Origin of the sequence: Sphingopyxis granuli (genome assembly GCF_001559015.1) — a bacterium.
In the GTDB taxonomy this organism is placed as follows: domain Bacteria; phylum Pseudomonadota; class Alphaproteobacteria; order Sphingomonadales; family Sphingomonadaceae; genus Sphingopyxis; species Sphingopyxis granuli.
Window position 1 is genome coordinate 1,969,674 of sequence record NZ_CP012199.1, and the last position, 25,220, is coordinate 1,994,893.

Here is a 25,220-nt window from a genome sequence, read left to right on the forward strand (position 1 = left end):
GGAGCGAAGCAATCCAGGGCGGTCTAGGCCCACTCTGGATTGCCGCGCGGCTCTGCCGCTCGCAATGACGGGGCCGTCTGATGTCATCATGGTCCAAGCCGGAATCTCAGTGAAAGCGGCGCACGCCGGTCCGGCTGTCGTTCTCGATCGCCAGGACGATGCCGACGCAGGTCATGATCGTCAGCATCGACGACCCGCCATAGGAAAAGAGCGGCAGCGGGATGCCGACGACCGGCGCGAGGCCCATCACCATCATCAGGTTGATCGCGATGTAGAAGAAGATCGTCATGGTCAGCCCGGTCGCGACCAGTTGCCCGAAGCGGGTGCGCGCATTCATCGCGACGCGCGTCGACCAGCGCAGCAGCAGGAAGAAACCGAACATCAGCGCCAGCCCGCCGATCAGCCCCCATTCCTCCGCCATCGTCGCGAAGATGAAGTCGGTATGGCCTTCGGGCAGATAGTCGAGATGGCTCTGCGACCCATTGAGGAATCCCTTGCCGCTGATTCCGCCCGACCCGATCGCGATCTTCGACTGGCTGATGTGATAGCCGGCGCCCAGCGGATCGCTTTCGGGGTCGAGAAAGATCAGCACCCGTTTCTGCTGATAGTCGTGCAGCATGGAAAAGAGGATGGGCAGGGCGGCGGCGCCCGCGATCACGGCGCTGCCGAACCACCAGAGCGGCAGGCCGGCAACGAACATCACGATCGCGCCGCTCGCGCAGATGGCGAGCGCGGTGCCGAGGTCGGGCTGCAGCATCACCAGCGCGGCGGGGATGCCGATCATCACCAGCGCGGGCCACAGCGCGGTCCAGCTTCGCGTCTCGCCGGGCGGCAATTGGGTATAGAAGCGCGCGAGCGCGAGGACGATCGCGACCTTCATCAGCTCGGACGGCTGAAGGTTCATGAAGCCCAGGTTGAGCCAGCGCTGACTGCCGCCGCCGACGAAGCCGAGCAGTTCGACCGCGACCAGCAGCACCGCGACCCCCAGATAGCCGAGGTAGGAGAAATCCTCGAAGAACCGGAGCGGAATGCGCCCGATGGCCAGCGCCATCGTCAGGAAGATGGCGAAGCGGGTGCCCTGCTGCAACGCCCAGGGCGATGCGTTGCCGCCCGCCGCCGAATAGAGGACGAGCAGCCCGAAACCGGTGATCGCGGACAGCAGGGCGATGAGCTTCCACGGAATGCGCTGGATCGCTGGCGGAACCGGGATCATCGCGGCGCTCCCGGTTCGGGGTCGCTCGACGCGCCCGCTTTCCACGCCGCATAGTCGCGGTTCATGCGCTCGGTGATCGTGCCGCCCCAGCCGGCCTCGAAGCCTTCAAGCGCCGCCATCGCCTTTTCGCGGTCGTAGAGGAAGGTGAAGATGTCCTTCGCCACCGGCGCCGCGGCGCGCGATCCGCCCATGCCGTGCTCGATCACCACCGACGCGGCATAGCGGGGATTGTCGACCGGCGCGAAGCAGACGAACAGGCCGTGGTCGCGATATTTCCACGTCCCGCCCTTGCCGTTGCCGCCCGAGGCGAGCCCGCGCACCTGCGCGGTGCCGGTCTTGCCCGCCATCGCGATGCCGTCGAGCGGCAGGCGGCTGCGCACCGCGGTGCCGGGACCGTTGACGACGCGGTTCATGCCTTCGCGCGCGACCGCCAGATGCTCTTCGGCGAAGGGCAGCGGCTTGTTCTCGAACTGGCGGTTGATCAGGCGCGGATAGAGCGCGCGGCCCGATGCGATGCGTGCCGCCATCACCGCGAGCTGAAGCGGGTTGGCGAGTACATAGCCCTGGCCAATCACCGCGTTGAGCGAATCCGACGCGCTCCATTCGCGGTGATATTTGCGCATCTTCCATTCGCTGTCGGGAATGGTGCCGTATCGCTGTGCGCTGCCCGCGAGCTGATATTCCTCGCCCAATCCCAGCAGGCGCGCGGTCGGCGCGATCGCGTCATAGCCGAGCCGGTGACCGAGCCAGTAAAAATAGCTGTTACAGCTTTTTTCGATCGCGGTCGGCATGTCGATCGTGCCGTGCCGGCCAAGGCAGCGGAAGAAGCGGCTGCCGAGCCGGTAGCCGCCGATGCACGTGTGCTTCTCGCCCGGGTCGACGCCATGTTCCATCGCCGCGATCGCCGCCATCGGCTTCAGCGTCGATCCCGGCGGATAGAGGCCGCGCGTCGCCTTGTTGATCAGCGGCTGGTGGTCGTCGGCGCGCAGCCACGCATATTCCGAATTGCTAATCCCGTCCGAAAAGCTGTTCGGGTCGAAGCTGGGCATCGACACGAAGGAGAGGATGTCGCCGTTCAGGCAGTCGATGACGATCGCCGCCCCCGATTCGCGCCCCATCCGCCGCGCGACATATTCCTGCAGGTCGGCGTCGATCGTCAGGTGGACCGTCTTGCCCTGCACGTCGGGCTGGGTGCTGAGGTCGCGGACGACCTTGCCGCGCGCCGTCACCTCGACGCGCCGCGCGCCGGGCTTGCCCTTCAGCACGTCCTCGAAATATTTCTCCAGCCCGTCCTTGCCGATCTTGAACCCCGGCGTGATGTAGAGCGGGTTCTTCGCCTTTTCATATTCCTCGGCATTCGGGGCGCCGACATAGCCGATCAGATGGCCGACCGCCGCGCCGGTCGGATAGTTGCGGGCAAAGCCGCGCGCGGGGGCGATGCCCGACAGGTCGGGCAGGCGGACGAGCACCGCGCTATAGTCCTGTTCGGTGACGTCTTCCGCCACCGCCACCGGCTGAAAGCCCGACGCGGCCTTCAGGTCGCGTTCGATCCGGTCCATCGCGTCGCCGTCGAGGCGCAGCAAAGTGCGAAGCTGGCCGAGCACCAGATCCTTGTTGTGCAGCCGGTCGGGGATGATGTCGATGCGCAGGCTGACGCGGTTGTTGGCGAGCGCCTTGCCGTGGCGGTCGACGATCCAGCCGCGGCGCGGCGGGACGAGCGTCAGGTTGACGCGGTTGCTTTCCGATTCGAGCACATAGCGGTCGTTGTCGACGACCGAGATATAGGCCATCCGCGTCGCGAGCGCGGCGCCGACGGCCATCTGCCCGCCGCCGACCAGCAGCGTGCGCCGCGTGAAGGTCATTCCCCTCCAGGCTTCGGTGATCGGCATCGTCTGACGCGGATTTTTGCGGCGCATGGGGAGTTATCGGCGTTTCAGGCGGAAATTGTCAAACGCGCCGGTCAGGCGCAGGAACAGCGGCACGAGCAGCGCCGAGACGATGATCTGCGGCACGACGAGGCCCAGCAGGTGCCCCGCCGGCGCGTGCGGGTGCGCGATCAGCGCCGCCGCCGCCTGGACCGCGGCGGCGAGCAGCGCGGCGATGCCCCAGTCGTGAAAGAAGCCGCGCCAATAGATGCGCTGCGAGAAATAATGGATCGCGATGCTGGCGAGCGTCCACAGGCCGATCGCGGTGCCGATCGGCGCGCCGCTGAACAGGTCGTCCCACAGCCCGAGCGGCAGGCCGATCCACACCGGCCACATCTCGGTGCGCAGCAATTGCCAGCACAGGAAGAAGAGCAGCCCCATCGGGGGAAGCACGGGCGAGCTGGCGACGAGCGGCAGCATCAGCGGCAGCGCCGAGGCGAGCATCACGCTCGCGATCGGCACGATCCGCATCCGCCAGAGCGACGCCGGCTCGCCAAGGCGCGGTCCGGCGCGGTTCATGGCGTTCCGGCGGGGGGCGCCGCGGGCGCCGCCCGCGCTTCCAGATTGTCGGGGGTATAGGGCCGCAACACCGCGACCGCATCGACCTTCGCCGGGTCGGCGAGCGGCCGTGCGAGCGCGCCGTCATCCTGCCGCCGTACGACGATCGCGACCGGGATGTTGGGCGGATAGAGGCCGCCGGTGCCCGAGGTGACGAGGATGTCGCCCGGCTTGAACGGGTTGTTCGCGATGTTGAGCGTGCGGATGTCGAGATCGCCGTTGCCGCGCCCGTTGGCGAGCGCGGGCAGGCCGTCGCGCGCGCGGCGGACGGGCACGACATTGTCGACGTCGGTCAGCAGCAGCACCTGCGACACCGACGGTCCGGCGGTGAGCACGCGCCCGATCAGCCCGTCGGCGCCGCGCACCGGCTGCCCCGCCGCGACCCCGACGTTGCGGCCGATGCTGAGCAGCGCGAGGCGTCGGCTGCTGGTCGAGGTCGAGGTGAGCAGATAGCCGTGCGCGAGCGCCGCCTTGTCGGTCTGCTGCAACTGGAGCAACGCCTTGAGTTGGCGGTTCTCCTCTTCGAGCGAGGACGTCGCGACCAGCTTACGCCGCGTCTCCGCCAGTTCCTTGCGCAGCCGCCGATTCTGCGATCCCGCGCCGACATAGGCGGAGACCGCGTCGTCGATGCCAGAGATCGACCCCGTGACCGACCGGGTGACGCGCGCGATGGGCGCGGCGACCTCATGGCTCGCCACGCGAAGCGTGGTAAAGCCGACGGGATCGACCACCGACAGGATCGCGAGCAACAGGCCCGCCACCGCCCCCGTCACCGCAATGACATAGGCCGCGAACAGGCCGTACTGGGCCTTTCGGGATTGCCCCGGACGTCGATGTGCCGGGCGGACCATGGGGGAACCTCTACCGTTCGATCAGGCTTGCTGCAGCACGCCGCGGAAGGCGGGGTCCTCCATCGCGCGGCCGGTGCCGATCGCGACGCAGGTCAGCGGATCCTCGGCGACCGTCACCGGCAGGCCGGTCGCGTCGCGCAGCAGTTCGTCGAGTTCGGCGATCAGCGCACCGCCGCCCGTCAGCACGATACCCTGGTCGACGATGTCGGCCGCGAGTTCGGGCGCGGTATTTTCCAGCGCGATGCGCACGCCCTCGACGATCGTGCCGATCGGTTCGGACAGCGCTTCGGCGATCTGCGCCTGGTTGATCGAGATTTCCTTGGGCACGCCGTTGACGAGGTCGCGGCCCTTGATGTGGATCGTCAGCCCGACGCCGTCCGACGGAATGCGCGCGATGCCGAAATCCTTCTTGATCCGCTCGGCGGTCGATTCGCCGATCAGCAGATTGTGGTGGCGGCGGACGTAGGAGACGATCGCCTCGTCCATCTTGTCGCCCCCGGCGCGGACCGAGGTGGTGTAGGCGAGGCCGCGCAGCGACAGCACCGCGACCTCGGTCGTGCCGCCGCCGATGTCGACCACCATCGACCCGATCGGCTCGGTGACGGGCATGTCGGCGCCGATCGCGGCCGCCATCGGTTCCTCGATCAGCCAGACCTGGCTGGCCCCCGCGTTCGACGCGGCGTCGCGGATCGCGCGGCGCTCGACGCTCGTCGAGCCCGACGGCACGCAGATCACGATTTCGGGGCTGCGAAAGGCGTTGGGCTTGCCGCCGTGGACCTTGGTGATGAAATGCTTGATCATCTGCTCGGCGACGTCGATATCGGCGATCACGCCGTCGCGCAGCGGGCGAATCGCCTCGATCGTGTCGGGTGTCTTGCCCATCATCAGCTTGGCGTCGTCGCCGACCGCCTTTACCCGCTTGATGCCGTTCAGCGTCTCGACCGCGACGACCGAGGGTTCGTTGAGAACGATGCCCTTTCCGCGCACATAGACGACGGTGTTCGCCGTGCCGAGGTCGATCGCCATGTCTTGGGAATTGAATTTCAGAAACCGGGAAAAGAAGGACATCTATACTGTTCCTGCCATCGAAGCCGCTCCCCCGGACGGGGGCGCCCCTGTCGCCATTCTCGCCGCTTGTCCGCCCGCAGCCAAGACCATATCAGAGGGAGATTCCGGCTCGACCAAAGGAGGGCTGGCTGGATGGAGCGATAGGACTGTGCGGATGGGTCGCGATTTGCGTCCGACTGCGCTAGGAGAGCGGTCATGTCAATACGCCGCCTGCCGGAAAAGCTCGTAAATCGGATCGCGGCCGGTGAAGTGGTCGAAAGACCGGCTGCGGCGCTGAAAGAACTGGTTGAAAACGCCATCGACTCGGGCGCGACCCGCATTTCGGTGCGAATCGCCGAGGGCGGGATCGCGCGGCTGGAGGTCGAGGACGACGGCTGCGGGATGACCCCGGCGGAGATGGCGCTGGCGCTCGAACGCCACGCGACGTCGAAGCTGCCGGGCGACGCGATCGAGGATGTCACGACGCTCGGCTTTCGCGGCGAGGCGCTGCCTTCGATCGCCAGCGTCGCCCGCATGACGCTCGAAAGCCGGGTCGCGGGCGGCGACGGCTGGCGGCGGGTGGTCGACAATGGCGCGCTGGCGGGCGAGGGGCCGGCGGCACTGGCGAAGGGCACGCGCGTCGTGGTCGAAGACCTGTTCGCCCGCGTCCCGGCGCGGCGCAAGTTCCTGCGCAGCGCGCGTAGCGAATATGCAAGCTGCCTCGACGGGGTGAAAAGGCTCGCGATGGCGCGGCCCGACATCGGCTTCACGGTCGAGCACGACGGACGCCGGGTGCTCGACGTGCAGGGCGGGCAGGACCGGCTCGCGCGCGTCGCGGCGCTGACCAGCCGCGAGCTGGCGGACAACAGCATCGGCGTTGATCTCGATCGCGGCGAGGTGCATCTGGGCGGCGTCATCAGCCTGCCGACCTACAATCGCGGCATCGCCGATCATCAATATCTGTTTGTCAACGGCCGGCCGGTGAAGGACCGGCTGCTCGTCGGGGCGCTGCGCGGCGCCTATGCCGACCTGCTCGCGCGCGACCGCCATCCGGTCGTCGCATTGTTCCTAGACCTGCCGACCGGGGAGGTCGACGTCAACGTCCACCCCGCCAAGACCGAGGTGCGTTTCCGCGACCCGCAACTGGTGCGCGGGATGATCGTCGGCGGCCTGCGGCGCGCGCTCGACGAGCATGGCTTCCGCAGCGTCCAGCGCCCGGCCGAGGCGGCGCTCGCCGCGTGGCGGCAGGAACCGGTCGCATCGATGCCCCATCCGGCAATGGAACAGCCGATGACGGGTTTCCTGTTCGGCCATCGCACCGAGCCCGCCGTGCATCTGTTCGGCGCCGATGCCCCGCCGCCGGCCGAGGACGTCGCGCGCGTCTATGACCGGCTGACGCCCTTCTCGGGCGCCGCCGCACCCATCGCGGGCCGCGCCGAGGTCGCCGAGGCGCCGCCGCCCGCGGCCGGGGCGCACCCACTCGGAATCGCGCGCGGGCAGATTGCGAAAACCTATATCGTCGCAGAGGCCGAGGATGGGCTGGTCATCGTCGATCAGCATGCCGCACACGAGCGCCTGGTGCTCGAGACGCTGCGCCGCGGCATGGCGGGACAGGGCGTCGCGTCGCAAGGGCTGCTGCTGCCCGAAGTGGTCGAACTCGACGAACCCGCCTGCGACCGGCTCGAAGCGGCGTCGCCGCAGCTTGCGGCGCTGGGCGTCGAACTCGAACGCTTCGGTCCCACGGCGGTGATGGTGCGCGCGACCCCCGCGATGCTGGGAACGATCGACTGCCGCAAGCTCGTCACCGACATCGCCGACGATCTCGCGGGCTATGACGCCGCACTCGGCCTTTCGGAAAAGCTGGAGCTGGTCGCGGCGACGATGGCCTGCCACGGTTCGGTCCGCGCCGGCCGGACGCTGGCGGTCGCGGAGATGAACGCGCTGCTCCGCCAGATGGAGGTGACGCCGCATTCGGGCCAGTGCAACCACGGTCGTCCGACCTGGGTGAAACTGGCGATGGACGACGTCGAAAAACTGTTCGGCCGGAAATAGGGGCGGGACGATATCGCCGCCGAATGAAAGGGGCGGAAAGCCGCTGGCTTCCCGCCCCTCGACGATCTGTGACCGTCACCCTCGGGTCGCAGAGGGTTGAGGGCTCCATCGCCGCATTTGCCGTGGGTGTCATACCCCAAATGGGTGATCTGACATGTTTTTTCAGGACGTGCAGCCGACGATCGCGCCGCTTCGCCGGCGCGTTCCCGGTCGATTTCGACGGTCACGCAAATAGGGCGGGGTTTACGCTTGTCCGTTGCCCGCCGCGTCCCGGACGCGAATCAGACCTGCGGAGCGCATCGTCATCACCGGCTCGTCATGCTGGTTGAGCACCGTGAGCTTCGAGGACAGGATACCCATGTCGGGCCGCTTCGCAGAGCGGCGCTTTTCGACCACCTCCATCTCGCAGCGCAGCGTATCGCCGGGATAGACGGGCTTCAGCCAGCGCAGTTCGTCGATGCCGGGAGAGCCGAGCCCGGCCTGTTCGTGTGCCTTCATGTGATCGACCATCATCCGCATCGCCATCGCACCGGTGTGCCAGCCGCTCGCCGACAGACGGCCGAAATAGGTCTGCGCCGCCGCCTCGTCGTCGAGGTGAAAAGGCTGCGGGTCGTATCGGCTCGCAAAATCGACGACTTCCTCGCGCGTCACCAGCTTGCTGCCGAAGCGCTGAATCTTCCCGACCGCTATGTCCTCGTAATAAAGCATGGCGCGCCTATGCGCGGAAAGGCGCGGGCGAGGCAAGGGGCTTGTCGTCGCCGACCGGCCGGGCGGATTGCGCCTTGATTTGCACCGCGCGCATGGTGCATCCGGTTGCAACGGCAACGAAGGGGAATTTCCGATCATGAGAAGGACTTGGATCGCCATGGCGATGGCGGGGGCGGCGTTCGTCGCGGTGCCTGCGGCAGGACAGAAGGCGGACGACGCCGACACCAACGCGATCATCGACCAGGGCTTCAACCACAGCCAGGTGATGCGCATCGCGCAGGAGATGACCGACGGGCTGGGTCCGCGCCTCACCAATTCGCCCGCGATGCGCCGCGCCGAGCAATGGGCGATCGACCGTTTCGCCGGCTGGGGTCTCGCCAATGTCCGCCGCGAGGGGTTCGAGTTCGGCCGCGGTTGGGAAATCCTGTCGGTCGACGTGCGGATGACGGCGCCGCGACCGCTTGCGCTGACGGCGATTCCGATCGCCTGGACCCCTTCGACCGGCGGCGCGATCACCGCGCCGATCGTCGTCGCACCGATGAGCAAGGAAGAGCATTTCGCCGAATGGAAGGGCAAGCTGGCCGGCAAGATCGTGCTCGTCACGCTCCCCGGCACCGGCGACGAGCCTGAAAAAGCCCCCTTCCGGCGCCTTGGCGGCGAGGATTTCGAGAAGCTCGACGCCTATCGCCAGCCGAAATATGATCCCGACGCGATCAACAAGCGCCTCGAACGCGTCAGCTTCGCCGAAAAGCTCGACGCCTTCCTCAAGGCCGAAGGGGCGGTCGCCTGGGTTCGGCAGTCGTACCGCGACGGCAAGCTGGTGCATGGCGAGGGCTATAACTATCGCGTCGGCCACACGCTGTCGCTGCCCGGTGTCGAACTGGCGGCGGAGGATTATCGCCGCCTCGCGCGCCTCGCCAAGTCGGGCCCGGCGCCGCAGCTTTCGATCGACAGCAACGTCCGCTTCGACGACAGCGACACGAAGGCGTACAACATCATCGCCGACATCCCGGGCAGCGATCCGAAGGCCGGTTATGTGATGGCGGGCGCGCATTTCGACAGCTGGGTCGCGGGCGACGGCGCGACCGACAATGCCGCGGGCAGCGCGGTGGTGATGGAGGCGGCGCGCATCCTCAAGACGCTGGGCGTCCGGCCGAAGCGGACGATCCGCTTCGTGCTGTGGACGGGCGAGGAGCAGGGGCTGCTCGGCAGCCTCGCCTATGTCGACAAGCATCTGGCGACGCGCCCCGGCCCGACCGAGGGCGAGGACGGCAACGCGCTCTATTACGGGTGGCCGAACCGCTATCCGGTGACGCCGCGGCCCGGCTACGGCGACCTCAAGGCCTATTTCAACATGGACAATGGCTCGGGCAAGCTGCGCGGCGTTTATGCCGAGGGCAATGTCGCCGCGGTTCCGCTGCTCCAGGCGTGGCTCGCGCCCTTCGCCAGCATGGGCGCCGGAAAGGTCGTTGCGGCGCCCACCGGCGGCACCGACCATGTCTATATGCAATCGGTCGGCGTGCCGGGCTTCCAGTTCATCCAGGACCCGCTCGATTACGGCTCGCGCACGCATCACAGCAGCGCCGATACCTTCGATCATCTGAAGGCCGACGATCTGCGCCAGGCGTCGGTGGTGATGGCGGGGATGCTGCTGGCATCGGCGAACAGCGACAAGACGCTGCCGCGCTTCCCGGTCCCGTCGCAGCCGGCCCCCTATGACCCGTTCCAGTACAAGGACCCGGATCAATAGGATCGCAGCCGCCTCTTTTCCGTTCGTGTCTCGACTTCGCTCGACACGAACGGAAAAGAGAACCGGATTTGGCCTTTAGAGCATCCGTGCCTTAAATATGCACCGTTTGCCCTGAGCTTGTCGAAGCCTGTCCTGAGCGCCTGCAAGGCAGTCGAAGGGGGCCGTTCTTTCTGTCAGGCGCCGCAAGAAGAAGTAGAACGGTGCTTCGACAAGCTCAGCCCGAACGGCTGAGAGGGTGTGTCAGATTTCAGGCACGTCGCTCTAAGCCGACATGGTGATCCCGGGCCGGCCGTTCTCGACCACGCCGGTCGCGCGTTTCGACAGCGTGTTCACCGGCGTCGTCACCTTGTCGACGACCATGAAATGCGTCTGCCACGCCTCGCGGCCGACCTCGCAGACCAGATAGCCGCGCTGGTCGTTGGCGAATTTCAACTCGGGGTTGCGCGCCAGCCATTCGTCGGTCCCGGCGCGCTTGTCGCTGCCGTCGCCGCCGCTGGAGATCGAGGTGCCGACGAACTCGGCCGCGACCACCTTGTCCTTCAGCACCAGGTCGCCGCAGAAATTCTGGTGCTCGTCGCCCGTCAGCACGACGCAGTTCTTCAATCCCGCAAAGCGCGACAGGATGCGCTCGCGCGGCGCTTCATAGCCCGCCCAGCTGTCGATGTTGATGATCTTCTCGGGCTCGTCGGGCCGGCGGCGGCGGTCGAGCGACATCATCGTCACCTGCTGCGCGATCGTGTTCCACGTCGCGCCGCCCTTGGCGAGGTTGCGCGCAAGCCATTCCTCCTGCGCCTTGCCGAGCACCTGCGCATCCTTCGCATAGACGTCGGGACAGGCAGGCTTGAAGCCGTCGCCGCACGGCTGGTTGCCGCGATACTGGCGCGTGTCGAGCACCTGCATCGCCATCAGGTCGCCATAGCGCAGCTCACGATGCGCCGCGACCATGCCGCCGCGCGGCAGCAGCGCCCGGCGCACCGGCATATGCTCGTACCACGCCTGCATCGCCGCCTGCTTGCGCAGCATGAACACCTCGGGCGGCGGCGCGTCGGGGTCGTTGCCGTCGAGCCCCAGTTTCCAGTCGTCGAAGGTCGATACCCAGTCGTTGCGGATTTCGTGGTCGTCGAAGCTCGAGATGAAGCCATGCGCCGACCGCGCCGCCTGCATGTCGATATCGAGCAAGGTCTGGGTATAGGCGGTGCGGAAATCGCCCAAATCCTGCAGCCCGCGCAGCGCATATCTGCGCACCGGGCGGATCGGCAGGCCGCTGTCGTAGAGATAGTCCTGCTGATATTCGTAGATGAAGTCGCCATAATGATAGACGAAGGCCAGGTCCTCGCGCGCGAGGTGGCGATAGGCGCCGTAGAAGCCCGATTCATAATGCTGGCAGCCGCAGACCCCGAATTTCAGCGCGTCGGCGCGCGCGCCGGGGGCGGGAAGGGTGCGGGCGCGTCCGCGCAGGCTCCGCTCGCCGCCCGCGACGAAGCGATAATAATAGGGGCGGTCCGGCTGCAGGCCCGCGACCTCGACATGGACGCTGTGACCGAGCTCCGGGCGCGCCAGTTCGGTGCCCTTCGCGACGACGTCGCGAAAGCCGCCGTCGCTCGCCACCTCCCATTCGACCGGCACCGGGACGAGCGGCATGCCGCCGTGCGGCGCCATCGGTTCGGGCGCGAGGCGGGTCCAGATGACGAAGCCGTCGCTCGCCGGATCGCCCGCAGCGACGCCGAGGCTGAACGGAAAATCGCGGAAAAAGCCGGCCTCGGCGCGCAGGATCGCGGGGGCCGACAGTCCGGCAAGCGTGGCGGTGGCAAGGAAATGGCGGCGGTTCAGCATGGCAGGCTCCGCGGACGGGAAGGACGAATCGGATAGTGCCAGATAGCCGAGCCCGATGCGACTTCAATGACAGGAGTGCATGATGCCCGGCCGCTCTCAGAACCAGAGGTGAACCCCCGCGACGAACGCGGGGTGCGAGGCCTTTTCACCGGCGGCGCGTGCGATCCGCGCGGTGCGGCCGAGCTTGCGTTCCCAGGCGATGCCGACATAGGGCGCGAATTCGCGCGCGACCTCATAGCGCAGGCGCAGGCCCAGTTCGATGCCCGACAGACCGCCGCCGACAGCACGCTCGGGCACGTCTTGAAAGGCCAGTTCGATTTCGGCCATCGGCTGCGCGATCAGCCGCTGGGTGATGCGCTGGTCGTAGCTCGCCTCCAGCCGCGCCGCCGCGTCGCCCTTGTCCGACAGGAACAGCGCGCCCTCGATCTCGAACCAATAGGGGGCGAGGCCTTCGAAGCCGATCACGGCATGCGTCGGCGAAGCGCCGGGGCCGAAGTCCTGCCGGACGCCCGCCTGCAGGTTGAAATAGGGGCCGATGGCGCGGCTCCACAGCGCCTGGACCTCGGCCCCCTCGACCGCGCCGCCGAAATCGCCTTCGCCCTCGCTCTTGACCACCAGCCGATCGATGTCGCCGCCGAACCAGCCCTCGGCCTCCCAGGCGTAGCCATCGTGGCCCTTGCGCGCCCGCCATTCGGCGCGGTCGACCATGATGCGCGAAAAGCGGCCGCCGCCATGCTCGGCATAAAGGCGCGCGCGCGGCCCCGCCATCGCCTCGGCGCCGAACAGCCGGTCGGCGGCATCGACGCGCGGCGCGGGAGGTGCGGGTGCATCGCCCACCGGTTGGTCGGGGGTCATGGGAGAAGGCGGCGCGGCTTCGGCTGGCCGGCAATGGCCCATCGCGGCGTGCTCGGGCGGGCAGGGGACGGCGGGCTTCGCCGGTACCGGCGGCGGCGCTTCCAGTGTGCAGTGCCCCATGGCAGCATGCTCCGCCGTGCAGCCGGGTGCGTTCGGTTCGTGGCGCGGAGGCGCCGGGTCCATCGTGCAATGCCCCATCGCCGCATGCTCGGCGGAGCATGCGGTCGTAGGCTCTTCCGGCGCCGGCTTTTCGGGCGGTGGCGCCATCGTGCAATGCCCCATCGCCGCGTGGTCGGGCGTGCAGGCGGGCGCGGCGGCGGCCGGATGCTGCGCCGCCATCAGCAGGATCGCGAGCAGGCTCATGCCGCATCCCCCGCCGGGCGCACCGTCACCACCTGCATCATTCCGGCGTGCATGTGATAGAGCAGGTGGCAGTGGAAGGCCCAGTCACCATAGGCATCGGCGGTGAGGTCGAAGCTCAGCTTGCCGCCGGGCTGCACGTTGACCGTATGCTTGCGCGGCGCATGGTCGCCCTTGCCGGTGACGAGCTCGAAGAAATGGCCGTGCAGGTGGATCGGATGCGTCATCATCGTGTCGTTGACCAGCGTCACGCGCACCCGCTCGCCCTGCGTGAAGGGGATCGGTGCCTTGACCTCGTTCATCTTCACCCCGTCGAACGCCCACATATAGCGTTCCATATTGCCGGTCAGATGGATCTGCATCTGCCGCGTCGGCGCGCGCGTGTCGGGATTGCGGTCGAGCGCGATCAGATCGCGATAGGTCAGCGCCCTCTCGACTCCTTCGAGGCCGATACCCGGTTCGCCTGTGCGATCCGCGGGCATCGGCGAGATGCTCTGCACCGCCGGCGTGTCCCTGACCGTCGGGGCCAGCGTCATGTCGCGCATGCCGTGATCCATGCCGCCGCCATGACCGCCGGCCGCATCGGGCGTGCAATGCCCCATTGCGGCATGTTCGGGGGCGCAGGCCGGGCCGCCGCCATGGTTCCCCCCATGGTTCATGCCGCCCATTCCCATATCCTTCATGGTCAGCACCGGTCGCGGGCGCAACGCCGGGACCGGGGCCGCCATGCCCGCGCGCGGGGCCAGAGTCGCGCGCGCCATGCCCGACCGGTCGGATGTCTCGCCGACCAGCGTATAGGCGCGGTCCTCCGGCGTGACGATCACGTCATAGGTCTCGGCGACCCCGATCTGGAATTCGTCGACCGTCACCGGGCGGACGTTGCATCCGTCGGCCTGCACCACGGTCATCGGCAGGCCGGGAATGCGGATGTTGAAGGTCGTCATCGCCGAGGCGTTGATGATGCGCAGCCGCACGCGCTCGCCGGCGCGGAACAGCCCGGTCCAATTGTCGGCGGGGCCGTGGCCGTTGACCAGATAGCGATAGGCGGCGGCGGTGACGTCGCTGATGTCGGTCGGGTCCATCCGCATCGCGCCCCACGCGATCCGGTCCTTCAGCGGCTGGTCGCGCCCCGCCAGCAGGCCCGAAAGCGTCTGCTTGCGGTGGTTGAAATAGCCGCCCATCTGCTTGAGCTTCCGGAAGATGGCGTGCGGATGCAGCGGGCTGAAATCGGACAGCAGGATCACATGCTCGCGGTCGTGCGCGACGGGGTCGGCGCCGGCGGGATCGATGACGATCGGGCCGTAATGCCCCATCTGCTCCTGCAATCCCGAATGGCTGTGATACCAATAGGTGCCGGCCTGCCGCACCGGGAATTCATAGGTGAAGGTCGCCCCCGGTGCGATACCCGGAAAGCTGATCCCCGGCACCCCGTCCATGTGGAAGGGCAGGATCAGGCCGTGCCAGTGGATCGAACTGTCCTCGTCGAGCCGGTTGGTGACGTGAAGGCGCGCCTGCGTGCCTTCGGTCAGGCGGATCAGCGGACCGGGGATGGTGCCGTTGATGCCGATCGCATGGTGATCGCGTCCGTCGATCGCCAGCGTCTGATGCGCGATCGTCAGCCGGACGTCGGGGCCGGAGACGGTCGGCAGGCCGGCCGAAACCGGCTTCGCCCACAGCGGCAGCCACGGGGTCAGCGCCGCGGCGGCTCCCCCCGCGATCAGCGCGCGGCGTCCGATGGCGTCGATCACGGCAGCGTTCCGATCATCCACAGCGCCATTGCGATCATGCCCAGATTCTCGGTCAGCGAGACGAAGCCCAGCGGCACCTTGCTGCCGCCGCCGACGCAGGCGCATTTGATCGATCGCCTGTCGATATAGACCGCCTTGAACACCGACACCGCGCCGATGCCGCCGATGAACAGCGCGACCGGAATCGACAGCCAGGGCAGGGCATGCGCGGTCATCAGCACCCCGGCCAGTCCCTCGGCAAAGGGATAGATGCTGGCATAGGGCACCCAGCGGCGCGCCAGCAGGTCGTAGTTCAGGAACATGGTCGCGAACTTGTCGACATCCTGCAATTTCAGCAGCGCGAGCACGATCATGCTGAACGAGACGAACCACTCGGCGGCGCGCAGCGTGAAGGCGTCGCCATAGGCCGCGAAGCTTGTCGCAAGCGCCATCAGCGCGGTCATCGCGAACAGCGCGATCACGGGCGTGTAGCTGGTCGCGTCGGGGTCGGCGACCTTCAGCCCGAAATGGCGCCGCAGATCGTCGTGACCGCCGATGCGCACCCCGTCGATGAAGGTCTGCGGGGTTGTCTTGACGCCATGCTCGGTCTTGAAGGCGTCGGTTTCGGCGCGCGTCGTCAGCCAGCGATCATCGACCGCGAAGCCGCGGCTTTTCAGCAGATGCTTCGCTTTCAGCCCGTAAGGGCAGATATGGTCGGGCATGACCATGCGATAGAGGATGGCCTGTTTCGTCATGCGGCTCCTATACCGTCCGTACCATGGTACGGAGTCAAGCGATGCAGCTCACGATCGGGAAACTGGCCTCGGCGGGCGGTGTCGGGGTCGAAACGGTGCGCTATTACCAGCGGCGCGGCCTAATGGCGACGCCGGTGCGCAGCGGCGGTGAGCGCTGGGGCGGCGGCATCCGCCGCTATGGCGCCGACGACCTGCGGCGCCTTCGCTTCATCCGCTCGGCGCAGGCGGCGGGCTTCACGCTCGACGAGATATCGGAACTGCTCGCGCTCGAGGAAAGCAACGACCGCGCCCGCGTACGCCTGCTGGCGCGCCAGCGGATCGACGCGCTCGATCGGAAGATCGCGCAGATGACCGAAACCCGCGCCGCACTCGCCCGCCTCGCGGACCAGTGCGCGGCGAGCGACGCCGGGGACGGCCGCGGGCCATGCCCGATACTGGCGGCGTTCGAGCCATAATACGCCGTCATTGCGAGGAGCGCAGCGACGAAGCAATCTCCAGCCGTCAGCCTATCCGCCGGCCAGTTCCGGAAACAAGTCGCGCCATCCGGGGTTTTTGGCTTCGATCAGCGCGATTTTCCTGGCTCGCGACCCCGCCTTGATCTGCTTCTCGCGAGCGATAGCCGAGAGCATGTCGTCATATATTTCGAACCAGACGAGCTTGTCGCATCGGTAGCGTGCCGAAAAGCCGCTAGCCTTCTGCCGATGCTGCCACGTGCGGCCGATCAGATCCGAGGTGACGCCCGTGTACAGTACGCCGTCCTTTCGGTTGGCCATGATATATACTGCGGGCTGAGCGTCGGGGTGCATGGCTGGAGATTGCTTCGTCGCTGCGCTCCTCGCAATGACGGAGTTTTTGGAGACGCAGTTCGGTCAGCTATGCAGAAAGTGCATCACGTCCCCGTCCTGCACGACATAGCCTTTGCCCTCGGCGCGCAACTTGCCTGCTTCGCGCGCCTTCGCCTCGCCGCCCAGCGCGACATAGTCGGCAAAGGCGATCGTTTCGGCGCGGATGAAGCCCTTCTGGAAATCGCTGTGAATCTCGCCCGCCGCCTCGGGCGCGGTCGCGCCGGCGTGGACGGTCCAGGCGCGCGCTTCCTTCGGCCCGACGGTAAAGAAGGTCAGCAGGTGGAGCAGTTCGTATCCGGCGCGGATCACGCGCGCGAGACCGGTTTCGTGCAGCCCCATCTCTTCGAGGAACAGCATCCGCTCCTCGGCCTCCATACCGACCAGTTCGCTCTCGATCGCGGCAGAGACGAGCACCGCCTGCGCGCCCTCGGCCTTCGCGCGCGCGAACACCGCGTCGCTGTGCGCGTTGCCCGTCGCGGCGTTCGCTTCCTCGACATTGCAGACATAAAGGACGGGCTTGGTGGTCAGAAGCTGCGCCTGGCGGAGGATGCGCTCTTCCTCGGGATCCTTCGGCTCGGTCAGTCGCGCGGGCTTGCCGGCGCGCAGCAGGTCGAGCGCCTGGCCGAGCACCGAGGCCGCGGCCTTGGCCTCCTTGTCGCCGCCGGTCGCCTTCTTCTGGAAGGCGGGGACGCGCTTCTCGAGGCTTTCGAGGTCGGACAGCAGCAATTCGGTCTCGACCGTCTCGGCGTCGGCGACGGGGTCGACCTTGTTCTCGACATGCTGGATGTCGTCATCCTCGAAACAGCGCAGGACGTGGACGATCGCATCGACTTCGCGGATGTTGCCGAGGAACTGGTTACCCAGCCCTTCGCCCTTCGATGCCCCGCGCACGAGGCCGGCGATGTCGACGAAGGCGAGCTGTGTCGGAATGATCTTCTGGCTACCCGCGATCGCCGCCAGCTTGTCGAGCCGGTCGTCGGGCACCGCGACATTGCCGATGTTGGGCTCGATGGTGCAGAAGGGATAGTTCGCCGCCTGCGCCGCCTGCGTCTCGGTCAGCGCGTTGAACAGGGTGGACTTGCCGACATTGGGCAGCCCGACGATTCCGCATTTGAAACCCATGAATCTCGTCTTTCGATCATATTCGGCGCCGGTCGGGCGCGGATGGCAGGCGCGCTAGCCGTTTCGCATCGCTTTTTCCAGAGCGCGATGATCCCGGCCCGTCGGTTCGTGCCGGACGGGCGCGAAAGAAGGGGGCAGGGAAGGGCGCTGGGCCGATCCTCAGTCGTGGACCGCACGGATCAGCGGCCCCAGCGGGCTGCCGCCCAGCCATGCGACCTGCACCTCGGCCGCGACGCGATTGATCGCCTCCTGCGGCTTGGGGCCCGGATGGACCGCACGGCGCAGCGGGCGCGTGCCCGCGGGCATCGCCATGATCTCCGCAATCGCGCGCGGCACGTCGGCGGGGTCGGCGCTGCGTCCGCTGCCGTCCTCGGTCCCCATGCCGCGCGTGAAGGGCTCATAGGCCGCCAGCCGCTCGGGATCGCTGCGTTCCTTCAGCGCGCCGGTATAGACGTTGCGGTTCTGCCAGACGCGGGTGGGGTAGCCGCCGGGCTGAATGATCGTCACCTCGATGCCGTGCGGTACCAGTTCATAGGCAAGCTGTTCGGACAAGGCCTCCACCGCGAACTTGGTCGCCGAATAATGGCCGCCCCCGGGGACGATCACCCGGCCGAGCTGCGAGGAGATGTTGACGATCTGCCCGGCCCTGGCGGCGCGCATTTGCGGCAGCAGCGCGCGGATCATTCGCTGCATGCCGATGACGTTCGTATTGAAGGCGAGGTGCGTCGCCTCCATGTCCTGCACCTCGATCGGGCCGGAGATGCCGACCCCGGCATTGTTGATCAGCGTGTCGATGCGTCCGCCCGCGGCCTCGAGCGCGCTTGCGGTGCCCGCGGCGACCGAATCGTCGCTCGTCACGTCGATTTCGACGATATGCAGGTCGAGCTTTTCCTTCGCCGCTTCGGCCGCCAGCGTGTCCGCCTCGGGACGCGGCAGGTTGCGCATGGTCGCGATCACCTTCGCGCCGAGCCGGGCATAATGCAGCGCGCCGATCCGGCCGAATCCGCTCGACGTGCCGGTGATCAGGACGGTGCGGCCCGTCAGCGATGGCAGGGCGGTGGGCGCTGCTGCATGGAGCAAAGTGGGCGCCGTGGCGGCGAGGGCGGCGGCGCCCGCGATCAGGTCGCGGCGCGCGGGGCGATTGCGGTCGGGCATGAGGAGGCTCCTTTCAGGGCGCCATCATGCACGGCTTTCGTCGAAGCGCAAAATCGGACCGGGACGGGGGCCTTGCGGATCAGGTCAGCCAGCGGGCGAACACGCGGACGTCCTGCGGTTCCCACCCCAGATGTTCGTAGAGCCCCGATGCCGGATTGCCGTCGCGAAGCATCAGTTCGACCTTGGGACAACCGCGAAGCCTGAGCCATTCGCAAGCGGCATCCAGCAACCGGCGCGCAATGCCCTGTCCCTGCCGGTTCGGCGCGACGCCCAGATAATAAATCCAGCCCCGATGCCCATCAAAGCCGGTCATGGCGGTGCCGATTATCTCCGCACTTCGTTCGGCGACGAATATTGTCGAGGCGTCGTGATCCAGCGCGCGCTGAAAATCCGCCGCCGGATCGTTCCATGGACGTGTGAGAGCGCAGATTTCCCAGATAGCGATGACGGCATCGCGGTCGGCCGCCGTCGCCGCGCGAGTGATGGTCACGCCTGCAACCGCAGCGCGAGGTCGTTCAGGAAGCGCGCGTCGTCGCCGTCCGCCAGGCCGCCCGCCTCGGCGGCGATTGCACCCAGCAGGTCGGTCAGCGGCTCGATCTCGCTCTTGTGGTAAGGACCCAGCACATAACCGGTCACCCGGTCCTTGTGCCCCGGATGGCCGATCCCGATGCGCACGCGGCGGAAATCGTCGCCGATATGCTGGATCAGGCTGCGGATGCCGTTATGCCCCGCCGCGCCGCCGCCGCGCTTCACCTTCACCTTCATCGGCGCAAGGTCGAGTTCGTCATAGAAGACGGTGACGTCCTGCGGCGTCAGCTTGTAGAAATCGAGCGCGGCGCGGACGCTGCGGCCGCTTTCGTTCATGAAGGTCGACGGCTTGAGCAGCAGGATGCGGTGGCGACCGATCCGGCCGTCCTGCACCCAGCCCTGGAATTTCTTCGCGGGCGCCGCGAATCCGTGCGCGTCGGCGATGACGTCGACGGCCATGAAGCCGACATTGTGGCGATGCATCGCATATTGGGGACCGGGATTGCCGAGGCCGACCCAGAGCTGCATGTCAAAAACCCCTCACTCCCTGTCTTGTCACCCTGAACCTGTTTCAGGGTCGATGGCCTGCCCTCGAAACTGGCGCGGCGCAGAGGGAGAGGTCGGACCATGGATGCTGAAACAAATTCAGCATGACGAAGCGGGAAGAGGCGGCGTTTCGCCGAAATCGCCGCCTCTTCGCATATGCCCCCTCCCCCGGAAGGGGGAGGGGTGAAGTGTCGGTGTCAGGCTTCGCCTTCGGCGGCTTCGCCTTCATCCTTGGTCGTGTCGCCGTCGCTCGACTTGAGCGCCGACGGGGCGACGATCGTCGCGATGGTGAAGTCGCGGTCGGTGATCGCGCTTTCCACGCCCTGCGGCAGGGTGACGTGGCTGATATGGATCGATTCGCCGACGTCGAAGCCGGTGACGTCGATCGTGATGTCGTCGGGAATCTTGTCCGCTTCGCAGATCAGTTCCAGTTCGTGGCGCACGACATTCAGCACGCCGCCGCGCTTCAGGCCCGGGGACTTCTCCTCGTTCACGAACAGCACGGGGACGCCGACCTGCACCTTGGTGTCCTTCGACACGCGCAGGAAGTCGGCATGGATCGGACGATCCTTGACCGGATGGAAAGCGACGTCCTTGGGCAGGGTGCGGATGGTCTTGCCGCCCACCTCGATCATCACCACCGAGTTCAGGAACACGCCGGTCATCAGCTGCTTCATCAGCAGCTTTTCCTCGACGTGGATCATCAGGGGGTCTTCGTTGCCGCCATAGACGACGGCGGGGACGCGGCCATTACGACGCAGCTCGCGTGAGGCTCCCTTGCCTGCACGTTCGCGCGTCTCGGCCGTCAGCGTCAGCTGATCGCTCATATCATTTCTCCGAGAAACGGTTGCACACTCCGCCACGCCTCCAGGGATGACCATGACGGAAGCGCGGGCGCATAACGGGGAAAGGGCGAAAAGGCAAGCCGTCGGCGCGAAATGGCGCGGCGTGTCTTGCACCTTCACCATTCGTCATGCTGAACTTGTTTCAGCATCCATGGTCTGTCTTCCCGGTTTACGTCGCCGTTTGCCGCGTGGTCCGGTCATGGATGCTGAAACAAGTTCAGCATGACGCAGGTGGGGAGGGTGTACCGAATTCCTACAAGCCGAATCGCCGCCGCCGCGAATCCCCGCGATCTACTGCACCCGCGTCACCGTCAAACCGTCGGCCTCCAGCAGCGCGGGCACGCCCTCGGGGCCGATCAGGTGCCCCGCGCCGACCGCGACCAGCAGCGTGCCGGGGCGGTCCATCCGCCGTTTCACCCACGCGCTCCACCGCCGGTTGCGGTCGGTCAGGATCGCCTTGCGCGCCGCGGGCACCGCCTCGACGTCGGCATTGATGACCGCTTCGAGCGCCGCGACGTCGCCGCGCGACCAGGCGTCGGCCAGCGCGCCGACCTCGCGCGGCGCGCTGTCCGCGCGGCTGGCGGCGCGCTCCAGCAGCGTGCGCTGCGCCTCGGGCGGCAGCGTCTCGAACAGCAGCAGTTGCGCCTTCGCGGTCTCCAGCCCGCCGATCGGTTTGTCCGCGTCGCGGAAAGCGGCGGTCAGGCCGGCTTCGACGCCGGCGTCGGGCGATAGCTTCGCGAGCGCGGCAGTGCGCTGGCCCATCAGCACCATCACCGCCCAGTCGTCGAGGCGGTCGCCGCCGAAGTCGCCGCCCTTCGCCTCCAGCCTGCGATAGCCGCCGAGCGCTTCGCCCGACAGGCGCCGGTCGATCGCAAGCGGCGCGCTGCGCGGCGCAAGCTGTCCGAAGACCGCCCCGGCCGCCGCCAGTTCGTCGGGCGACAATTCCATCACCAGCGCGTCGGCGGCGCGCATCGCCTCGGCGACCTTGCCGCCGTCCCAATCGGTCCCCCTGGGCAGTGCGTGCATCGTGCCGAGCAGATAGATGCGCGTATCGGGATCGGCGACCAGCCACATCGCGGGTCGCGCCTCGCGCGGCGGTTCGGCCGAACCGCACCCGACGAACAGCAGGAAGGCGAGGGCGGCCGCCGCGCGGCCGCCCCGGCGCCGATGCCAACGGCGCCGCGTCATCCCTATTCGACCCGCGTCGCGGCCAATCCGCGTTGCTGGAGATAGGTCTGCACGCTCTGCGGTCCGGCGAGGTGTCCGGCGCCGACCGCGACGAACAGGGTGCCGGGTTGCTCCATGCGCGCCTGCAGCGTCTCGGCCCAGCGCGCGTTGCGGTCGGCCAGCAGGATCTTCGCCAGTTCGGGCGTGGTGGTCATGCTTTCGTTCATCAGCACGGCAAGCTGATCGGGGTCGCCGTTGCCCCACAGCGTCACAAGTCTGTCGATCGTCGGGCCGAGCTGGTCGATGTCCTTGACCGTCGCGTTGAGGTAGGCGACCTGCTGATCCTCCGGCAGCGTGTCGAAGAAACCGAGCTGCTCCTCCAACGTCTCCAGACCCTCGACCGGCTTGCCGGCGGCCTTGGCCGCGCGCGTCAGCGTCTTTTCCGCGCCCTGTTCGGGATCGTAGCCGAGGTTGGTCAGCGGCAGCACCGACAGTGTGACCGCGGCGAACCAGGGCTTGAACGCGTCGAACTGCGCCGGCGGGATGCCCAGCCCGGCGAGCGCCGCCTGATAGGCTTTCAGCGCATCGGGTTCGAGCCGCGACGACAGCGTCCTGCCGCTCTGGTCGAGCGCGAGGGGGATCGTCGCCTTGGCGGCCGCCATCTCGTCCTCGGGCAGCACGACCTCGAGCATCAGCGAATCGGAGGCATCGAAGGCCTGCTTCACCGCGCCGTCGAACCAGCTCAGCCCCGGTTTCAGCACGTGGATCGAGCCGAAGAGGTAGATCGTCGTATCCTCGTCCTTCACCACCCACAGCGCGGGCGCGGCGCGGGTTTCGGCCGGCGCTGCTGGGGCGGCGGCAGCCGGTTCGCTGACCTGCGCGAAGGCAAGGGGGGCGGCCGAGCCAAGCGCGAGGGGAAGCAGCGCGCACGCGGCGGCAAGCGTCTTGAACCAGGGTTTCGTTCGGTTTTTCATTCGGGGAAAGCCTTTCATCCGTTCGGGGCTATGTGCCGCAAGGGAAATGGGGAAAGCAAGCGCGGCGGGGTCAGCGGAATTTGAGCCAGAGATAGACGACCGCATTGACGACGAGCGTCAGCAGGAACAACAGCATCGCGTCGGGCGACGGTGCCAGTCCGGCGCGGTGCAGCACCCACCACACGGGCGCGGGAAATATCAGGGCATACCATCCCGCCGTGCTCGCCCACAGCCAGGCATGCTCCTCATGATCGTCGATCGCGCGGTGATAGAGGATCATCGCGATCGCGAGCCCGATCGTCCAGCAAAGCGCGGCCGCGATCGCGAAGCCGGGGGTGAGCGAGCCGGTCGCGAGCATCTCGGTCAGGCCGCGCCCTTTGGGCTGATCGACCACGAGCCAGCCGCCGATAAGCCCGCCGATCAGCGCGGCAAAGCCCAGTGACGTCCAATAGCGACGACGGCGCGGCGACATCGGGCGGCGCGTGCGCGGAGTTTCTGCATCAGTCATCGGCATGTCCTTTCTGGCCATCGTCGAAGATTTCCTCGATCGGCATGCCGAACAGGCGTGCCAGCTTGAAGGCGAGCGGCAGCGACGGGTCGTATTTGCCCGTTTCGATCGCATTGACCGCCTGCCGCGAGACATCGAGCCGCTCGGCCAGTTCGGCCTGGCTCCAGTTGCGCATCGCGCGCAATATCTTCAACTTGTTGTTCATCGGCGCCTCCAGGGCTCGTCGTGCCGCCAAGCAGCCGCCATCTCATGCGCGCGGCGACAACGCCACCATCATCAGCGCCATCTGCGCTTCGCCCCTTGCGGCCTGCGCAACGGCGTTCGCCGCTTGCGGTTGCGCGCCGGCGACCGTCTCGGCGATGCACTGTGCCTCGATCGCGCGGTCGGCGACGCTGCGCAGACCCGTGCGGCACAATTGGCGCGCCGCGCTTTTCAGCCGCGCGTCGAGCTGCGTCCGGCCCCGCGCCGAAGCGAGGTCGAGGTCAGCGGTGCGGACCGCGATGCGGCCGGTATCGGCATCGGCGCTCGCGGCAAAGGCGGGCGAGCCGCCGAGGGCGAGCGTCAGGGCGAGGATGGCGGCGCGAGTCGTCATGGCATCGGTTCCTTCATCGAAGTGACAGTCATGTTGGCCTGTCGTTTTGTCAGGTTTCCATGACTATATGTCGCGATTCGCTGACTATATCAATAAAACATGACAAAAAGTTCGGTGAGCCTGACACGGCTGGTGATTTTCCTCCGTGCCGATCGGGAGCGGAGCCTTGACCCTGCGCCGCTGCTGCGCCAATGCGGCGGCGATTTTGCACCTGCGAAGGAAATGCGGCCGTGGCCGACGCCGAAGCGAAGCGACCCCTCAGCTTTCAGGACGTGATCCTGACCCTGCATGCCTATTGGGGTGCGCGCGGCTGTGCGATCCTTCAGCCCTATGACATGCGCGTCGGGGCGGGGACCTTTCACCCGGCGACGACGCTGCGCAGCCTGGGGCCGGAGCCGTGGAATGTCGCCTATGTCCAGCCGAGCCGCCGCCCGACCGATGGCCGCTACGGCGAGAATCCCAACCGCCTTCAGCATTATTACCAGTATCAGGTGATCCTGAAGCCGTCGCCCGCCGACATTCAGGACCAGTATCTCGGCAGCCTCGCCGCGATCGGCATCGACCCGCTGCTCCACGACATCCGCTTCGTCGAGGACGATTGGGAATCGCCGACTCTGGGCGCATGGGGACTCGGCTGGGAAGTATGGTGCGACGGGATGGAGGTGTCGCAGTTCACCTATTTCCAGCAGATGGGCGGCTATGACTGCAAGCCGGTCGCGGGCGAACTGACCTACGGGCTCGAACGCCTCGCCATGTATATCCAGGGCGTCGACAATGTGTACGACCTGCGCTTCTCCGACCCGGTCGGCGACGTGCCGGGGGTCAGCTACGGCGACGTGTTCCTCGAGAATGAGCGGCAATTCTCGAAATGGAATTTCGAGGTTGCCGACACCGACACGCTGTTCGCGGGCTTCAAGGCGGCCGAGGCCGAATGCGAGCGCGCGATCGCCGCACAGGTTCCGCTCGCCGCCTACGATCAGGCGATCGAGGCGAGCCATCTTTTCAACCTGCTCCAGGCGCGCGGCGTCATCAGCGTGCAGGAACGCGCCAACTACATGGCCCGCGTCCGCGATCTCGCCAAGGGAAGCTGCAAGGCGTGGATCGACAGCCAGTCCGACCGCTGGACCGCAGCCTATCCGGGGTGGGTGTTGTGATGCGCGCCGCAAATCGTGTCACGCCCTCTCTTTCCGTTCGTGTCGAGCCCTTCGACGCCGCCTGCGGCGGCGCTCAGGATAAACTTTCGCCTTCGGGCGAAAGTCGAGACACGCATCGGAATGGCGCCGTCCTTCGGGGCATCTCGACTT

At 67.2% G+C, this 25,220-nt stretch carries 25 protein-coding genes; 4 read left to right on the top strand and 21 right to left on the bottom strand.

The window, feature by feature from the left end; translation table 11 throughout:
• Window positions 1-106: 106 nt before the first annotated feature.
• From rodA to SGRAN_RS09100, 5 genes are read right to left on the bottom strand one after another with little or no spacing between them, the layout of a single operon-like run.
• Window positions 107-1,213, bottom strand: coding sequence for a rod shape-determining protein RodA (rodA, locus tag SGRAN_RS09080; RefSeq protein WP_067111865.1), 1,107 nt, complete (start codon window positions 1,211-1,213; stop codon window positions 107-109).
• Window positions 1,210-3,075: a penicillin-binding protein 2 gene (gene mrdA, locus SGRAN_RS09085; protein WP_237233991.1), complete on the bottom strand. Its 1,866-nt coding sequence runs from the start codon at window positions 3,073-3,075 to the stop codon at window positions 1,210-1,212. Before mrdA ends, rodA begins: the two co-directional genes overlap by 4 nt.
• Window positions 3,076-3,135: 60 nt before the next feature.
• Entirely contained in the window at window positions 3,136-3,657 is a 522-nt protein-coding gene (locus tag SGRAN_RS09090) for a rod shape-determining protein MreD (RefSeq protein ID WP_067111828.1), read from the bottom strand.
• Window positions 3,654-4,547: a rod shape-determining protein MreC gene (gene mreC, locus SGRAN_RS09095; RefSeq protein ID WP_067182813.1), complete on the bottom strand. Its 894-nt coding sequence runs from the start codon at window positions 4,545-4,547 to the stop codon at window positions 3,654-3,656. The genes SGRAN_RS09090 and mreC overlap by 4 nt, the downstream gene beginning before the upstream one ends.
• 21 nt (window positions 4,548-4,568) lie before the next feature.
• Window positions 4,569-5,615, bottom strand: a complete 1,047-nt coding sequence (locus SGRAN_RS09100) for a rod shape-determining protein (RefSeq protein ID WP_067182815.1) — start codon at window positions 5,613-5,615, stop codon at window positions 4,569-4,571.
• Window positions 5,616-5,810: 195 nt separating this feature from the next.
• On the opposite strand from SGRAN_RS09100, the gene mutL reads away from it, so the two are divergent.
• The gene (gene mutL / locus SGRAN_RS09105; RefSeq protein ID WP_067182818.1) at window positions 5,811-7,646 is read left to right on the top strand and encodes a DNA mismatch repair endonuclease MutL; all 1,836 of its coding nucleotides are present in this window, start codon (window positions 5,811-5,813) and stop codon (window positions 7,644-7,646) included.
• Window positions 7,647-7,889: 243 nt separating this feature from the next.
• Here the strand turns inward: mutL and SGRAN_RS09110 are convergent, their stop codons facing one another.
• On the bottom strand, window positions 7,890-8,354 hold the full coding sequence (locus SGRAN_RS09110; protein WP_067182821.1) for a MaoC family dehydratase: 465 nt from the start codon (window positions 8,352-8,354) through the stop codon (window positions 7,890-7,892).
• 136 nt (window positions 8,355-8,490) lie between these two features.
• On the opposite strand from SGRAN_RS09110, the gene SGRAN_RS09115 reads away from it, so the two are divergent.
• On the top strand, window positions 8,491-10,104 hold the full coding sequence (locus SGRAN_RS09115) for a M20/M25/M40 family metallo-hydrolase (RefSeq protein WP_067186996.1): 1,614 nt from the start codon (window positions 8,491-8,493) through the stop codon (window positions 10,102-10,104).
• 261 nt (window positions 10,105-10,365) lie between these two features.
• Here SGRAN_RS09115 and SGRAN_RS09120 read toward each other — a convergent pair whose 3' ends face one another.
• From SGRAN_RS09120 to SGRAN_RS09135, 4 genes are all read right to left on the bottom strand, one after another.
• A complete protein-coding gene (locus tag SGRAN_RS09120; protein WP_067182824.1) occupies window positions 10,366-11,937 on the bottom strand; it encodes an alkaline phosphatase D family protein in 1,572 nt (523 codons plus the stop codon).
• 96 nt (window positions 11,938-12,033) lie between these two features.
• Window positions 12,034-13,155 carry a copper resistance protein B gene (locus SGRAN_RS09125; protein WP_082737175.1) on the bottom strand — a complete coding sequence of 374 codons (1,122 nt, stop codon included), beginning with the start codon at window positions 13,153-13,155 and terminating at the stop codon, window positions 12,034-12,036.
• Entirely contained in the window at window positions 13,152-14,900 is a 1,749-nt protein-coding gene (locus tag SGRAN_RS09130) for a copper resistance system multicopper oxidase (protein ID WP_237233992.1), read from the bottom strand. Before SGRAN_RS09130 ends, SGRAN_RS09125 begins: the two co-directional genes overlap by 4 nt.
• Complete coding sequence (locus SGRAN_RS09135; RefSeq protein ID WP_067182826.1) at window positions 14,897-15,634, bottom strand: glutaredoxin family protein; 738 nt, start codon at window positions 15,632-15,634, stop codon at window positions 14,897-14,899. The genes SGRAN_RS09130 and SGRAN_RS09135 overlap by 4 nt, the downstream gene beginning before the upstream one ends.
• 41 nt (window positions 15,635-15,675) lie before the next feature.
• Between SGRAN_RS09135 and SGRAN_RS09140 the strand changes: the two genes are divergently transcribed.
• A complete protein-coding gene (locus SGRAN_RS09140; protein ID WP_067182829.1) occupies window positions 15,676-16,089 on the top strand; it encodes a MerR family transcriptional regulator in 414 nt (137 codons plus the stop codon).
• Window positions 16,090-16,140: 51 nt separating this feature from the next.
• Here SGRAN_RS09140 and SGRAN_RS09145 read toward each other — a convergent pair whose 3' ends face one another.
• The 11 genes from SGRAN_RS09145 to SGRAN_RS09195 form a co-directional block, all read right to left on the bottom strand.
• On the bottom strand, window positions 16,141-16,407 hold the full coding sequence (locus tag SGRAN_RS09145; RefSeq protein ID WP_237233993.1) for a GIY-YIG nuclease family protein: 267 nt from the start codon (window positions 16,405-16,407) through the stop codon (window positions 16,141-16,143).
• A 96-nt stretch (window positions 16,408-16,503) separates the two neighbouring features.
• Window positions 16,504-17,601, bottom strand: coding sequence for a redox-regulated ATPase YchF (gene ychF, locus SGRAN_RS09150; RefSeq protein ID WP_067182835.1), 1,098 nt, complete (start codon window positions 17,599-17,601; stop codon window positions 16,504-16,506).
• Window positions 17,602-17,760: 159 nt separating this feature from the next.
• Window positions 17,761-18,756, bottom strand: a complete 996-nt coding sequence (locus SGRAN_RS09155; protein WP_067182837.1) for an SDR family oxidoreductase — start codon at window positions 18,754-18,756, stop codon at window positions 17,761-17,763.
• Window positions 18,757-18,835: 79 nt separating this feature from the next.
• Window positions 18,836-19,246, bottom strand: coding sequence for a GNAT family acetyltransferase (locus SGRAN_RS09160; protein WP_067182840.1), 411 nt, complete (start codon window positions 19,244-19,246; stop codon window positions 18,836-18,838).
• Window positions 19,243-19,812: an aminoacyl-tRNA hydrolase gene (gene pth / locus SGRAN_RS09165; protein WP_067182843.1), complete on the bottom strand. Its 570-nt coding sequence runs from the start codon at window positions 19,810-19,812 to the stop codon at window positions 19,243-19,245. Before pth ends, SGRAN_RS09160 begins: the two co-directional genes overlap by 4 nt.
• Window positions 19,813-20,027: 215 nt before the next feature.
• Window positions 20,028-20,657, bottom strand: coding sequence for a 50S ribosomal protein L25/general stress protein Ctc (locus SGRAN_RS09170; RefSeq protein WP_148650843.1), 630 nt, complete (start codon window positions 20,655-20,657; stop codon window positions 20,028-20,030).
• 309 nt (window positions 20,658-20,966) lie between these two features.
• The gene (locus SGRAN_RS09175) at window positions 20,967-21,863 is read right to left on the bottom strand and encodes a TraB/GumN family protein (protein ID WP_067182846.1); all 897 of its coding nucleotides are present in this window, start codon (window positions 21,861-21,863) and stop codon (window positions 20,967-20,969) included.
• A gap of 2 nt (window positions 21,864-21,865) precedes the next feature.
• On the bottom strand, window positions 21,866-22,816 hold the full coding sequence (locus SGRAN_RS09180) for a TraB/GumN family protein (protein WP_082737177.1): 951 nt from the start codon (window positions 22,814-22,816) through the stop codon (window positions 21,866-21,868).
• Between the two features lie 70 nt (window positions 22,817-22,886).
• Entirely contained in the window at window positions 22,887-23,324 is a 438-nt protein-coding gene (locus tag SGRAN_RS09185) for a hypothetical protein (RefSeq protein ID WP_148650844.1), read from the bottom strand.
• The gene (locus SGRAN_RS09190; RefSeq protein WP_067109053.1) at window positions 23,317-23,529 is read right to left on the bottom strand and encodes a helix-turn-helix transcriptional regulator; all 213 of its coding nucleotides are present in this window, start codon (window positions 23,527-23,529) and stop codon (window positions 23,317-23,319) included. The genes SGRAN_RS09185 and SGRAN_RS09190 overlap by 8 nt, the downstream gene beginning before the upstream one ends.
• A gap of 42 nt (window positions 23,530-23,571) precedes the next feature.
• Window positions 23,572-23,916 carry a UrcA family protein gene (locus SGRAN_RS09195; RefSeq protein ID WP_067182851.1) on the bottom strand — a complete coding sequence of 115 codons (345 nt, stop codon included), beginning with the start codon at window positions 23,914-23,916 and terminating at the stop codon, window positions 23,572-23,574.
• Window positions 23,917-24,107: 191 nt separating this feature from the next.
• On the opposite strand from SGRAN_RS09195, the gene SGRAN_RS09200 reads away from it, so the two are divergent.
• Complete coding sequence (locus tag SGRAN_RS09200) at window positions 24,108-25,070, top strand: glycine--tRNA ligase subunit alpha (protein ID WP_067182853.1); 963 nt, start codon at window positions 24,108-24,110, stop codon at window positions 25,068-25,070.
• The last annotated feature ends 150 nt before the right edge of the window (window positions 25,071-25,220 follow it).